The sequence below is a fragment of the Vagococcus acidifermentans genome (assembly GCF_003987655.1).
GTDB classification, from domain to species: Bacteria; Bacillota; Bacilli; order Lactobacillales; family Vagococcaceae; genus Vagococcus_B; species Vagococcus_B acidifermentans.
On the sequence record NZ_NGKC01000008.1, the window covers coordinates 88,363 to 102,244 of the forward strand.

General features: G+C 40.3%; 12 protein-coding genes and 1 pseudogene. All 13 read left to right on the forward strand.

Annotation, left to right across the window (positions count from 1 at the left end; all coding sequences use genetic code 11):
- Positions 1–327: 327 nt before the first annotated feature.
- The 13 genes and pseudogenes from tnpA to CBF27_RS08275 all read left to right on the forward strand — a co-directional run bounded on the left by tnpA (position 328) and on the right by CBF27_RS08275 (position 13,879).
- Positions 328–780, forward strand: a pseudogene (tnpA, locus tag CBF27_RS08215) (IS200/IS605 family transposase).
- 463 nt (positions 781–1,243) lie between these two features.
- Positions 1,244–2,386 (forward strand): non-hydrolyzing UDP-N-acetylglucosamine 2-epimerase, encoded by a 1,143-nt coding sequence (gene wecB / locus CBF27_RS08220; RefSeq protein ID WP_281273679.1) that lies wholly within the window; start codon positions 1,244–1,246, stop codon positions 2,384–2,386.
- Between the two features lie 609 nt (positions 2,387–2,995).
- Positions 2,996–4,798 (forward strand): polysaccharide biosynthesis protein, encoded by a 1,803-nt coding sequence (locus tag CBF27_RS08225; protein WP_126813884.1) that lies wholly within the window; start codon positions 2,996–2,998, stop codon positions 4,796–4,798.
- Positions 4,799–4,808: 10 nt separating this feature from the next.
- Positions 4,809–5,426 carry a sugar transferase gene (locus tag CBF27_RS08230; RefSeq protein WP_126813833.1) on the forward strand — a complete coding sequence of 206 codons (618 nt, stop codon included), beginning with the start codon at positions 4,809–4,811 and terminating at the stop codon, positions 5,424–5,426.
- 2 nt (positions 5,427–5,428) lie between these two features.
- Positions 5,429–6,301, forward strand: a complete 873-nt coding sequence (locus CBF27_RS08235; RefSeq protein ID WP_126813834.1) for an NAD-dependent epimerase/dehydratase family protein — start codon at positions 5,429–5,431, stop codon at positions 6,299–6,301.
- Complete coding sequence (locus CBF27_RS08240) at positions 6,302–7,063, forward strand: glycosyltransferase family 2 protein (RefSeq protein ID WP_126813835.1); 762 nt, start codon at positions 6,302–6,304, stop codon at positions 7,061–7,063. It begins immediately after the preceding gene.
- Positions 7,064–7,148: 85 nt separating this feature from the next.
- A complete protein-coding gene (locus CBF27_RS08245; protein ID WP_245986001.1) occupies positions 7,149–7,967 on the forward strand; it encodes a glycosyltransferase family A protein in 819 nt (272 codons plus the stop codon).
- Between the two features lie 61 nt (positions 7,968–8,028).
- Entirely contained in the window at positions 8,029–9,141 is a 1,113-nt protein-coding gene (locus CBF27_RS08250) for an O-antigen ligase family protein (RefSeq protein WP_211334642.1), read from the forward strand.
- A complete protein-coding gene (locus CBF27_RS08255; protein ID WP_126813837.1) occupies positions 9,113–10,009 on the forward strand; it encodes a glycosyltransferase in 897 nt (298 codons plus the stop codon). Before CBF27_RS08250 ends, CBF27_RS08255 begins: the two co-directional genes overlap by 29 nt.
- Before the next feature lie 25 nt (positions 10,010–10,034).
- Positions 10,035–10,904 carry a glucose-1-phosphate thymidylyltransferase RfbA gene (gene rfbA, locus CBF27_RS08260; protein ID WP_126813838.1) on the forward strand — a complete coding sequence of 290 codons (870 nt, stop codon included), beginning with the start codon at positions 10,035–10,037 and terminating at the stop codon, positions 10,902–10,904.
- A gap of 13 nt (positions 10,905–10,917) precedes the next feature.
- On the forward strand, positions 10,918–11,478 hold the full coding sequence (gene rfbC, locus CBF27_RS08265; RefSeq protein WP_126813839.1) for a dTDP-4-dehydrorhamnose 3,5-epimerase: 561 nt from the start codon (positions 10,918–10,920) through the stop codon (positions 11,476–11,478).
- Positions 11,478–12,461 carry a dTDP-glucose 4,6-dehydratase gene (rfbB, locus tag CBF27_RS08270; protein WP_126813840.1) on the forward strand — a complete coding sequence of 328 codons (984 nt, stop codon included), beginning with the start codon at positions 11,478–11,480 and terminating at the stop codon, positions 12,459–12,461. The genes rfbC and rfbB overlap by 1 nt, the downstream gene beginning before the upstream one ends.
- Before the next feature lie 11 nt (positions 12,462–12,472).
- Positions 12,473–13,879: a lipopolysaccharide biosynthesis protein gene (locus CBF27_RS08275; RefSeq protein WP_170175056.1), complete on the forward strand. Its 1,407-nt coding sequence runs from the start codon at positions 12,473–12,475 to the stop codon at positions 13,877–13,879.
- Positions 13,880–13,882 lie beyond the last annotated feature (3 nt).

Consider the following 13,882-nt stretch of genomic DNA (forward strand, 5'->3'; position numbering starts at 1 on the left):
AAACTTATTTTTTTCTTATCTTTTTAATAGGCATTAATCAAACGAACTTAATGCATACCTGCTATGATTGCATCATACCAATTATCCCGAATTGGTTTTTCATACTTAACTCCTACCGAGAAAGTAAATAACAACCTTCATTTCCACTAAGACGACGGTCTTAGTGGTTTTTTTCATGACTTTAGTCAGTTTCGCTCGCAAAGCGTGCGAAACAAAAAAAACCGCGCGTTTCTATGCGTGGACGAAGTAGCTTTAGCGATAAAAAACTCCTTTCGATATACTGATAAGTGGCTACCAACCGCATATCAGCTCGAAAGGAGTTTTTTCATGTCTAATGACGATAAAAGTATAGCACATACTAGATGGAATTGTAAGTATCACATAGTTTTTACTCCAAAGTATCGGCGAAAAGTGATTTATGGAAAGTTAAGAGTAAGTATTGGATAGATATTAAGAAAATTGTGTGAAATGAAAGATGTCGAAATCATAGAAGCTCACGCCATGCCTGACCATATCCATATGTTAGTGAGAATACCGCCGAAAATCAGTATTTCCAGTTTTATGGGCTACTTAAAAGGACGAAGTGCCACCTTAATCCATGAAAAACATGCGAATTTGAAATATAAGTATGGGAATAAAAGTTTTTGGTCCAAAGGATACTATGTAAGTACGGTTGGGTTAAATCAAAAGACAATTGAAAAATATATTCGAGAACAAGAGGCAGACGATCGAGTCAGAGACAGTATAAGCAAACGAGAGTACGTAGATCCATTTAAATAATTAAAAAGAGATAAGGCTGTGAGCGGTTGGTGGTCATTTGAAAAGCCCCTTTTAAGGGGCTAGCGGGTGGTGAGCCCTTCTAGGGCTGTTAAAAAGCCACCCGTTTTCACGGGTGGATATTTACTGTTTATCTATAGAAAAATAATTTGACATGTAGAGAAATCATCGTAAAAAGTATTTCAGAAAAATTATTTTGTTTCTGTGTTGTCTGGCAACGCAAAAATAAAACGATTCATTGTTCTCTTTTCTCTGATCATCATTGCGAGTTGCTTCTGGCGAAATGATCTGTTATGCATATTAGTATGGATTACATAATAGGCTATACGTTTCTTTGAATGAAATTTTCTGAAAATACCGTTCTATAACAATTATTTATTTTGAACATACGCAGGAAAAACAGAATAACTATTGAATTGTAGCTGTTTTAACGTTATTATTGTTAAGAAGGTCAGTAAATTTCATAATGAGTGAAAGGAAACACGTCATGTTGGATAAACGAATAAAGGTATTGAGCGTGTTTGGTACCCGCCCGGAAGCAATCAAGATGGCACCTCTCATCAAGGAATTGGAGAGTAGGCCAAGCGTCTTTCAATCGTTTGTAGTAGTGACAGGACAGCACCGGGAAATGCTGGATCAAGTTTTGACAGCTTTGGATGTTCAACCTGATTATGATTTGGCTGTCATGGAACCGAGGCAGAGCCTGTCTTTGATTACCAGTAAGATACTGACACAGCTGGACAGCGTTATTGAAGTAGAACAGCCCGATATCGTATTAGTGCATGGGGATACGACTACATGTTTCGCAGCAGGGCTGTCGGCCTTTTATCACCAGGTTCCCATAGGTCACGTCGAAGCCGGTCTAAGAACTTGGAAAAAATATGCGCCCTATCCGGAAGAAATGAATCGACAAATGACAGATGTGTTAGCGGATTTGTATTTCGCTCCGACAGAAAATGGGAAAAAAAATCTACTAGCGACACGTCACCCCGAAGACCGCATTGTTGTGACAGGAAACACAGTGATTGATGCTTTGCAATTGACTGTAAAACCAGATTATCGGTCGAATGCTTTTCCAACGGTAGCGTCAGGTGACAAAATGATTTTAGTCACCATGCACCGCAGAGAAAATATCGGAGAGCCGATGAAGCAAGTGTTCCGTAGCATGCTACGCATTGTTGAAGAATTCTCGGATGTACACTTTGTTTTTCCTGTTCATCCGAATCCAAAGGTTCATGATACAGCTTACGGGATGCTGAACGGGCATGCAAGGATACATTTAATTGCTCCTTTAGAAGTGGTTGATTTTCATAATTGTATGAATCAGTCTTACTTCATTTTAAGCGATTCAGGTGGGGTGCAGGAAGAAGCCCCCTCATTAAATAAACCGGTCTTGGTTTTGCGAAATGAAACTGAACGTCCGGAAGGAATCGAGGCAGGCACATTGGAACTGGTTGGAACCGAAGAGGCCAATGTTTACCGGGCTATAAAGACGTTGTTAACAGATAAAGAGAAATACAAACGCATGTCAGAATCGCGAAACCCTTACGGTGATGGACGTGCGAGTCAGCGAATCGCCGATGCTATTGAACTTTTTTTTAAGAATTAGCGGGTGGTTATATTTTCATTTCTTTAGAAAAACTTTTTGTGGTATAATCAAGGGTATTGGGCAAGCGTATCAGATAACAAGCATTAGTATGTGAGCCGCAATAACTGTAATAAGTATGGTAAAGTAAACCGGCTTTACTAAAGTCTGTCTGTTCTTTTTGTACTTATTGTTTCTTATGCCGGTTTGTGTGATGTTCTCATCACCGCCGGCGGATCTGTTCAAAGAAACAAAGTATAAGTTGGCTTGGGGATTTTTTGTTTGGTAAACATAGAAGTCACGAACATCACGAATCTTGTAACATCAGAATGACTATTAAATAGAAAAAAACTGTCGTTTATGTTCACAAACAACCGGTTAAATGCTGATTTGTTCAAAATACAAGACTGGACGATATAAAAATCGATCGCCGACTTCTATTCTATTCGATAGAAAAGTGATTACCGGAAGAAAATGTGGTTGATTGACGAATCGTGTTCAAATAACGTTGTTTTAATTGGTTTGGAATTTATTTATGTATAAGGTGTGACGTATCATTTCGCTGAATGAGTGAGATGAGACAATATCTGTTTTTTTAGAAAAGTTTTGGAGGGTTCCAGGTTGAGTAGACGAATGAAAGTTATCACATTGCTAATAGTGGACACGCTATCGATTCTCATTGCTAACGGCATATCTTACGTGTATCTGGTATCGCTGATGCCAGTGTCCCGCAGGTTCGTTCTGATATCGACATTAGTTCAGATTGCAGCATACATTATCTTCGGTTTTTCCTTTAAAATTTTCAACCGAATCAATCGGTATACTAATTTAAACGAATTAATCGCTATTTTTTTTGCCGTACTGTTCTCTAGTTTGCTTGAATTAGTATTTTTTAAAGTGTTAAATCCGGGTCTCTCTCAAATTTTCACATTTTCAGTTTTTTTTCTAACGCTGTTGTTTATTTTAATGAGCCGGATTGTGTGGCGTCTGATTGTCGAATATAAGGTCAGACGGCTGATCGGTCATCCTTCAGATTTGAAAAATGCACTGATTATCGGTGCCGGTGAGGCAGGCCAACTTTTGTATACCACATTAAAGAACAACCCAAACAAATCACACATGAACATTATCGGTTTTATTGACGATGATCCAAGCAAGCAGCATGCGTATCTTGACGGCAAAAAAGTGTTGGGTACCACTGAAAAGCTGCCGGAAATCGTGGAACACTTTGGCATTCAAATGATTACTATTGCCATTCCTTCTTTAGATGCGGAAAATTACGAACGCATTCTTGATATCGTCAATCCTTTGGATGTGGAAGTCAACACCATCCCGTCGTTTGAAGAGCTGGCCAGCGGACAAGTCGCTGTCACGAAACTACGGGAAATCGATGTGGTCGACCTTTTGGGTAGAGAAGAAATCAAGCTGGACATGACCAGCATCAAAAATCATATCACGAACAAGGTTATCCTGGTGACAGGTGCCGGCGGGTCTATCGGGTCGGAAATCTGTCGTCAGCTGATGCCGTTTTCGCCACGTCGATTATTGTTACTCGGCCATGGTGAAAATTCAATTTATTTAATTGAAAAAGATTTGCGGATGAATTTTGGTCTAAAATCGACAGAGATTATCCCAATCATTGCGGATATTCAGGATCGGGAGCGAATTGACCGGATTATGAACACCTATCGTCCAGATATCATTTACCATGCGGCAGCGCATAAACATGTGCCGATGATGGAATATAACCCAACTGAAGCCGTCAAAAACAACATCTTCGGCACCAAAAATGTGGCCGAAAGTGCCATAGCCCATGACGTGTCTTCATTTGTCATGATATCAACTGACAAAGCGGTCAATCCGCCGAACGTGATGGGGGCGACCAAACGCATCGCTGAAATGATCGTGACCGGGTTGGATGGTGCTGGTACGACTAAGTTCTCTGCTGTCCGTTTCGGTAACGTGCTTGGCAGCCGCGGCAGCGTGATTCCGCTGTTTAAAGAACAAGTGGCCAAAGGCGGTCCTTTGACGGTCACCGACTTTCGCATGACCCGCTATTTTATGACCATCCCGGAAGCTAGTCGACTGATGATTCAGGCTGGCGCGCTCGCTAAAGGCGGGGAAATCTTTATTTTGGATATGGGCGATCCTGTCAGGATTTATGACTTGGCTCAAAAGATCATCAAACTTAGTGGCTATGAAGCTAAAGAAATAGAGATTATCGAAACTGGCATGCGACCGGGCGAAAAATTGTTTGAAGAACTGCTGGTTGATAAAGAACGTTCTGACCAACAGATTTACGACAAAATTTTCGTCGGAAATGTCAAAGGCTTCGACTATGAAACTGTGCTGGACAAAATCACACACTTGCCGGCAGATGAAGAATCATTAAAGAACGAATTGATAAAGTTTGCCAATGCATCAAGTAAGGGGTAGGTTGGTAGTCATGTACAGACATTTTTTTAAAAGAATCATTGATTTTATGTTGTCCTTGTCGGGATTAGTCATTTTATCGCCAGTATTCTTGGCAATCGCTCTGGCAATCAAACTGGATTCGCCTGGACCTGTCATATTTAAACAGCGCCGGGTCGGCAAAGACAAGCAGCTGTTCGACATTTATAAATTCCGTACCATGCGTATCGACACACCGAAAGAGCTGCCGACACACTTGTTGGCAGACCCGGATGCGTATATCACCCGAGTCGGGAAGTTTTTGAGGCGGACCAGTCTGGATGAACTGCCGCAGTTGGTCAACATCTTAAAAGGCGACATGGCAGTCATTGGCCCGCGACCGGCTCTCTGGAATCAGGATGACCTGATTGCCGAGCGGGATAAATACGGCGCTAACGCCGTACGTCCGGGCTTGACCGGCTGGGCGCAGATCAACGGCCGGGACGAACTGGAGATAGCAGTCAAGGCCAAGCTGGACGGTTATTACATAGCGCGTCAGGGACTGTTGATGGACATGCGCTGTTTCTTCGGGACCATCATTTCTGTCGTGAAGTCTGACGGTGTATTGGAAGGCGGCCCGACAATCGAAGACGAAGAAGTTAAAGGTGAGTGACGATGAAACGAATCTTAATCACAGGCAGGAACAGCTATATCGGGACATCTTTCGAGACATATCTGTCGCAGTTCCCGGAAGCATACCAAGTTGATACCATCAGCGTCAGAGGAGATGGTTGGCGGGAGGCTGATTTTTCTTCGTATGATGTGCTGTTTCATGTAGCAGGGATTGCGCATCGGAAGGAAACAAAAGAAAATCAGGAACTTTATTACCAAGTGAATTATGAATTGGTGAAAGAAGTGGCGGATAAGGCAAAGCAGGAAGGTGTCAGTCAATTTATTTTTATGAGCTCCATGAGTGTTTATGGCATGGAAACAGGTGTTATCACCGACAAGACTGTCCCGCATCCAAAAACAGCATACGGCAAGTCGAAGCTGATGGCGGAAAACTACTTGCACGAGCTGGAAACAGAGGCATTTGGAGTCACGATTTTGCGTCCGCCGATGGTGTATGGGAAGGATTGTAAAGGAAATTATCATTTGTTGTCAAAATTTGCGAAAATATCACCAATTTTTCCTAAAATTGAAAATCAAAGAAGTATGATTTTTATTGATAATTTAACTAATTATATAAAATTTGCTATTGATCATTCAATTTTTGGGTTACTTACACCACAGAACAATCACTATGTGAAAACGTATGAACTAATAGAAAAAATAGTTTTAGTTAATAACAAAAAAATACACTTAACATATTTTTTTAATCCTTTGATTAAGTTGTTAATGGATAAATCAACAATTGTAAGTAAAGTATTTGGTAATCTAGTTTATGAAAAGTTTGGGAAAGAGATTAAGATTGAACAAGTTGATTTTGAAAAATCCATTTTTTTAACAGAAAATAGTTACGATTTTGTAGAGCAAGGAGACACATAAGTGCAGAATTTGATTAGTATTATTATGCCAGTTTATAATGCTGAAAAATATGTAGGAGAAGCAATTAATTCAGTGCTTAACCAAACCTATTTGAATTGGGAGCTATTAGTTGTGAATGATGGCAGTACAGATAAATCAGTCCAAGTGATTCAGGACTATATGAAGACTGATACAAGAATTAAATTCATTAATAAGAAAAATAATGAGGGAATTGCTTCCGCAAGAAACAGTGGAATAAAAGAAGCTGAAGGGGACTATATTTGTTTTTTAGACAGTGACGATATGTGGAAAGTGACAAAGTTGGAGGAACAACTTAATATCATGAAAGAAAATAGTGCATCATTTTCTTGTACATCGTATAGTATAATTGATGAGCAGCATAACAAAATAGGCTACTTCAGGAGAGATCAAAAATTTTACAGTTACGAAGAGTTGCTTCATACCAATTTTATTGGGTGTTTAACTGTGATGATTACATCACAATTGATGAAAAAAAACCCAATGCCTAGTATTAAGCATGAAGATTACGCAACTTGGTTGAACATTCTTTCAAGGAACAAAAAAGTTTTTTTTATAGATCAACATTTGGCAATTTATAGGAAAACTTCTGGCTCAATCTCATCAAATAAATTTAAGACAATTGGTTGGACATGGAAAATTTTTGCATCCCAAAATAAGTTATCGAAATTTCAACGGGTTGTTTTTTTTATAAGATACATGTATTATACGATAAACAAATATGTGAATTTTAAACGATTTTAGTTTCATAGAAACACTATTTGTTGTTTACAATGAAATGAAGTCAAACACTTACGAAAAGTATATTGGTGAAAAATGAGGAGGAATAATGGAAATAGAAGTTGTTGTGTCAACAATGAATAATGACATAAGTCTTTATGACCAAATGAATCTACAGACAGATGCAATCATTGTTAACCAGGGCGATACTTTTTCATATAAAGAGCAGCAAAAGAAGAAGCTATGCCGTTTTTTTTCCTTTAAGGAGAAAGGGGTAGGACTCAGTCGAAACAACGGGCTAATGAGAGTGCAAAAAGAGATATGTGTGATTGCTGATGATGACATGGTGTATGTGCCTGATTACGATGAAATAATCAAGCGCAATTATCGCAAATATCCTGATGCGGATATGATAGTTTTCAATGTTAGAATACATGAGGAGAGTACTGTCAAAGACGTAATCAGAAAAAATCACAGAGTTAGAAAATACAACGCATTACGATATGGAGCTGTGAGTTTTACGTTTAAAACAAGAGTCATAAGACAGAGCAATCTTTTTTTCTCTCAATTGTTCGGTGGAGGTGCCCCCTACGGTTCTGGGGAAGATTCCCTTTTTATTTGGACGCTTTTAAATAGCCGAAAAAAGATTTATGCTGTAAATGATACAATTGCAGATGTTTATAATGAAGGTTCGACGTGGTTTGAAGGATATAATGAAAAATACTTTTATGACAAAGGAGCTTTGTTTAAGGCATTATCGCCTATATTTTTCCCTGTTTTAATTGTTCAATTTGTTATTAGAAAATTTTCTACCTTTTCAAATCACAGCTTTAATAGAGTGGAAATTCTAAGAATTATGTACAAAGGAGCAAAGCAGTTTGGTAATCGGGAAACTGTAAGATATGAAAATGAATGTAAAAATGTTTAAAATTCAAAGGAATAAGAGTAAGGCGCTTTTCCCCTTATGTTTGCTACTTTTTGTAATCAGTTTGGGTAAGGCAATACGGATTCCACTGGGAGAAGTAAGTTATAATCTGACTTATATAGAAATAGTTATGCCATTTCTATTTTTATATTTATTAATCAAGCATCGAAAAATCTATCTAACTTATTATGATAAACTCATTATGTTTCTGTTTAGCATTATTATAGTTGTAAATGTAGTACAGCCTTTTTTTTACGGTGATTTTTCAATGCTAATGGGTTTTATCATTTACTCTTATGGTCTGTTAGCCTATCTAATAATGGTGTTGTTGCGGACTCACATTACTGAAAAAGATATTATTATTTCGGTTAGGCTCTTTTCGCTGAGCATCTTTTTTCAGTTGATAGTGGTGTACTTAAAAAACAGCACATTAATTTTTAATTCTTTTTCTTACTATCAAATCAAAGATTCGATAGAATTATCCTTTGGTAAATCAAACTATATTGCTATTTTTGCAGCATTTATTTTGTTGTTGGAACTGTGGTTAAAAAAAGAAAAATGGCAGATATTTTCGTTTTTAGGGGGCATTTCGCTCTTGCTAACTTTGTCTAAAGGAGCAATTTTAACTTGTATATCAGTAATCCTACTTGCTTCTGTTTTTCAGATTATCCGTCAAAGAAGCAGTATGAAAAAGATTTTAAAATTAATCCTTATTTTAGGGCTAATCTTATTAATTTTTAGGCAAACGTACTTAGGTGCTATTTTTTTCGATGTTCTTAAATCAGGGTATCTTGCGGGCAGAGAGGAAATTTTTTCCGAAAATATCAGCGTGATAAAAAACAATTTAGTTTTTGGCACAGGATTTTCTAATGATAACAACCCGCATAACTATATCATCAAAGCCTTAAGGGATTATGGGGTGTTTTTTGGTACACTAAATATTTGTTTATTACTTTTCCCTTTGTCAAGAATAAAAATAGTTATGAATAACGAATCAAGCGAAATGCAAAATGCAGTTTTTTTTAGTATGTTTTATTTATTGATTCATACCTTAATGGAGATATTTTTCTCTACACCAGAATCGCTGATTTTCTTTTCCATGTTTCTTTTTATTTTAAATAATTTCACTAAAGATTTGGAGTTAAAAAATGAATGTTTTGATTGTGCTAAATTATAATGATTATGTAACAACAAACGATTTTGTTTTGAAAGTAAAAGATTATTCTTCTGTTGATTATGTCATAGTGGTTGATAATATGTCGACTGATAATTCTTATGAGGCTCTTTTGCCACTTGACCAACTTGACAATGTTGATGTGGTAAGAACACCGCATAATGGCGGTTATGGTTATGGAAATAATTTTGGTATTGATTATGCGAGGAGAAAATTTTCTGAAATAGATAATTTTATTATCAGTAATCCTGACGTCAAAGTTTCTAACGATAGTATTAAAAATATACTGGTAAAATTGTCCGAAAACAAGAAAGTGTCGGCTGCATCGGGATTAGTCAAAGATGCTCAAGGTAAAACCGTGCATAATTTTGCTTGGAAGGTTCCTGATTACTGTATGATGTTACAAAATACATCAATAATCTTAACTAAATTATCTATGAAGCTAAAAATCAGTAGGTTTTATGGCATACCTGAACATAGCGATGTTAAATATGTCGAAGTTCTTTCAGGTTGTTTTTTTATAATCAAACATAAAGCTTTTAAAGCCATCAATTTTTTCGATGAATCGACATTTCTTTATAATGAAGAAAACATTATTTTTTTTCAATTAAAAGAATTGGGATATAAGCAAATAGTGTTGCTTGACGAAGAAATCATTCATTTTGAAGGTCAATCAATCAGCCGAAGCGTTAAAAATTTTTTTAAAATGCAATCAATTGTCAAACAATCTGAATTGGTGTATTTAAAAAAATATCTAAAAATCAATCAGTTTTCAAGAGTTATTTATGAAATCTTTTTCCTTGTTGGCTGTATAGAAAAATGGACTATTAGTGCAATCAGAAGGAATTTGCATTTAAATAAGGATCACTAACAAAGATAATAAGGAAGTGAAAACTATGAAAGGCATAATCCTCGCAGGCGGCAGCGGCACACGCCTATACCCGCTGACCAAAGCAGTCTCTAAACAATTAATGCCGGTTTACGACAAGCCGATGATTTACTATCCAATGTCAATCTTGATGCTGGCAGGTATCAAAGAGATATTGATTATTTCCACACCGACGGACACCCCGCGCTTTCAGGAGCTGCTCGGCGATGGCCGCAACCTAGGGCTTTCGTTAAGCTACGCTGTCCAGGAAAGCCCGGACGGACTGGCGCAGGCCTTTATTATCGGCGAAGAATTTATCGGCAGCGACTCGGTCTGCCTGATTTTGGGTGACAACATTTATTACGGCGGCGGGCTGTCGAAGATGCTTCAGCGTTCAGCTGCCAACGATAAAGGTGCGACAGTATTCGGCTACCATGTGGTCGACCCGGAACGCTTCGGGGTCGTCGAGTTCGATGATGAGATGAAAGCTGTCTCCATTGAAGAAAAGCCCGACCACCCCAAATCCAATTACGCGGTCACCGGACTTTATTTCTATGACAACCGTGTCGTTGATATTGCCAAGAACATTCAGCCGTCCACACGGGGCGAGCTTGAAATTACTGACGTCAATAAAAAATATCTGGAACTTGGCGAACTGAATGTTGAAATCATGGGACGCGGGTTTGCTTGGCTGGATACCGGCACACACGAATCACTGCTGGAAGCCTCGACCTTTATCGAAACCATTGAAAAAAGACAAAATTTGAAGGTGGCTTGTTTAGAAGAAATCGCCTACCGGATGGGTTATATCGACAAAGACCAGCTGCTGGCACTGGCACAACCACTGTTAAAAAATCAATACGGGCAATATCTGCTGAGAGTTGCCCAGGAAAAATAGGAAGAGGGCTGACATGCAAGTAACAACAACTAATCTTGAAGATGTAAAGCTGATTGAAACAGCCGTGTTTGGTGATCATCGCGGTTTTTTCACGGAATCTTACACAAAAGACAAATTTATTGCAGCGGGAATCCGTCATGACTTTATCCAGGACAATCATTCGCTGTCGGCAGAAGCCGGCGTCATCCGGGGCATGCACTACCAGCTTGGGCCAAAGGCACAAACCAAGCTCGTCCGCTGTGTCACCGGGGCGATTTACGATGTGCTGGTCGATATGCGGAAAGGCTCGCCGACTTACGGCAAGTGGGAAGGCTACATTTTGAGTGCTTACAATCACCGGCAGCTGCTGGTTCCCAAAGGCTTTGCCCATGGCTTCTGCACACTGACACCGGACGTGAATGTCCTGTATAAAGTCGATGAACTGTATTCGCCTGAACACGACCGCGGTATCGCCTATGACGATCCGGCCGTGGCTATCGACTGGCCGATGACCAAAGTCATTTTGTCCGAAAAAGACCGTCATCACCCAACGCTTCAGGAAGCGGAAAATAATTTTGTCTGGGGAGAAATCTAATGAAACATATCTTAGTGACCGGCGGAGCCGGTTTTATCGGGTCTAATTTTGTCCGCTACATGTTAAACACACATCCGGACTATCATATTGTTAATCTGGATTTACTGACCTATGCAGGTAACCGGCATAATTTAGACGATTTAAACGCTCATCCAAACCATCATTTTGTCCGGGGCAATATCACCAACCGCGAACTGGTGTCTTACCTGGTGGCAACATACCAGATTGATGCCATCGTCAATTTTGCAGCAGAGTCGCATGTTGACCGCAGTATTTTAAACCCGTCGGTGTTTGTCGAAACCAATGTTCAGGGGACACTGGCACTGCTTGATGTGGCAAAGGCAATGCAAGTCGAAAAGTTTCTGCAAGTCTCCACCGACGAAGTATACGGATCACTGGGTGTGGAAGGTTACTTCACCGAAGACACACCGCTGGCACCGAACAGTCCTTACTCCGCCAGCAAAGCCAGTGCCGACATGCTGGTGCGTTCTTACTACGAGACATTCGGGCTGAATGTTAACATCACCCGCTGCTCCAACAACTATGGCCCGTATCATTTTCCGGAAAAACTGATTCCGCTGATGATCGGTAATGCCATTGACGGCAAACAGCTGCCGGTCTACGGCGATGGTGAGAACGTGCGGGATTGGCTGCACGTCTATGACCACTGCCAAGCCATCGACCTGGTCCTTCACAAGGGACGTAAAGGCGAAGTGTACAACGTCGGCGGACATAACGAACGCACCAATAATCAAATTGTTGACCTCATTATCGAAAAATTAGGTGTGTCGCCGGCATTGAAAACCTATGTTGAGGACCGTTTAGGTCATGATAAGCGCTACGCCATCGACCCGACCAAGCTGGAAACAGAATTGGGATGGCAGCCGAAATATACCTTTGAAACAGGGATAGTGGAAACCATCGACTGGTACTTGAACAACGAAGACTGGTGGCGGCCTCTGCAAAAAAGAGCGGCCCTGTAGGAGGTGCTCGTTTGAAAAAATTCCGAACGCTGTTTCTAAACATCTCCTATACCGTCAGCTCCAATCTGTTGACCTTGATAGTGTCCACCGTAGTGACGCTTTTTCTGCCTAAATTACTCGGCATCGAGGCGTACGGCTACTTTCAATTGTATGTGTTCTATGTTTCTTATGTCGGCTTTTTGCACTTTGGCTGGTGTGACGGTATCTATCTGAAATACGGCGGAGAAAGATACGACACGCTGGATAAAGCCACCTTCAGCGGCCAATTCTATGCCTTATTGATTTCGCAGACACTCATCACGCTCGCTTTTGTGTTGGCGATTGTCCTGTTTGGCGGCAGCAGCGGCGAAAAAGAACTGGTCTTGCTGGCATCAGCGCTGAACATTGTGATATTGAACATGCGGACGTTTTCCACCTTTGTGCTGCAGGCCACCAACCGTATGAAGGACTTTTCCGTCATTACGATTTTGGACCGGCTGGTCTATGTCATTTTGGTCATCGGCTTATTGGCCTTCCGGGTGGCTCGGTTTGAATACTATATCGCAGCTGATATGATTGGCAAACTGGTGTCGCTTATAGTATCCTTTGTTAAAATCAAAAGCATCGCGTTTCCAAAGAAAACAGGCATCGCCTGGGATAAAACAGAAGCCATCGACAACGTCCGAGTAGGTATCAACTTGATGTTTGCGAACATTGCCAGCACGCTGATTCTCGGCATCGTCCGTTTTGGCATCCAGACTCAGTGGAGTGTCGCGGTGTTCGGGAAGATTTCATTGACGCTGAGCATATCCAACTTATTGATGGTCTTTGTCAATGCGGTCAGCCTGGCAATCTTTCCGCTCTTAAAACGCGTCAAAGAAAGCGAGTATGCCCGGATTTATCCCATCGTCCGCAGTATTATCATGCCGCTCGTACTGGCGGCGCTGTTGTGTTATTACCCGCTGAACATTATTCTGGTCAAGTGGTTGCCGAACTATGCGGATTCGCTCAGATATATGGCCATCGTCTTTCCGATGGTCGTCTTTGAAAGCAAAGTCAGCCTATTGACCAATACCTATTTGAAGGCACTCAGAAAAGAACGGAAGATCTTTCAAGTGAATCTGATGAGTGCGCTGTTAAGTCTGATCAGTACACTGGTCTTGGTATTCGGCTTGAAGAGTCTGTTTCTGTCGATGTTGAGCATCGTGCTGCTGCTGGCCTTCAGAAGTTCCTACGCCGAGATGATTCTCGCCCGCTATATTGACATCACGATTTATCAGGATATGGCAGTGGAATTTTTACTGGTCGGCGCCTTTATCGTCACCAGCTGGCACTTGAGCATGGCGGTGGGCGCCATTATTTACAGTATTTTACTGGCAGGCTATTTCATCTGGAAGCGGCACGACTTTGTGCAAATCAGACAACTGATTAAATCATAGAAG

Excerpts from the sequence above, each read along its gene's own strand:
- wecB (WP_281273679.1), top strand. The coding sequence starts at position 1,244 with ATGAGTGAAAGGAAACACGTCATGTTGGATAAACGAATAAAGGTATTG.
- CBF27_RS08225 (WP_126813884.1), top strand. The coding sequence starts at position 2,996 with ATGAAAGTTATCACATTGCTAATAGTGGACACGCTATCGATTCTCATT.
- CBF27_RS08230 (WP_126813833.1), top strand. The coding sequence starts at position 4,809 with ATGTACAGACATTTTTTTAAAAGAATCATTGATTTTATGTTGTCCTTG.
- CBF27_RS08235 (WP_126813834.1), top strand. The coding sequence starts at position 5,429 with ATGAAACGAATCTTAATCACAGGCAGGAACAGCTATATCGGGACATCT.
- CBF27_RS08245 (WP_245986001.1), top strand. The coding sequence starts at position 7,149 with ATGGAAATAGAAGTTGTTGTGTCAACAATGAATAATGACATAAGTCTT.
- CBF27_RS08255 (WP_126813837.1), top strand. The coding sequence starts at position 9,113 with ATGAATGTTTTGATTGTGCTAAATTATAATGATTATGTAACAACAAAC.
- rfbA (WP_126813838.1), top strand. The coding sequence starts at position 10,035 with ATGAAAGGCATAATCCTCGCAGGCGGCAGCGGCACACGCCTATACCCG.
- rfbC (WP_126813839.1), top strand. The coding sequence starts at position 10,918 with ATGCAAGTAACAACAACTAATCTTGAAGATGTAAAGCTGATTGAAACA.
- rfbB (WP_126813840.1), top strand. The coding sequence starts at position 11,478 with ATGAAACATATCTTAGTGACCGGCGGAGCCGGTTTTATCGGGTCTAAT.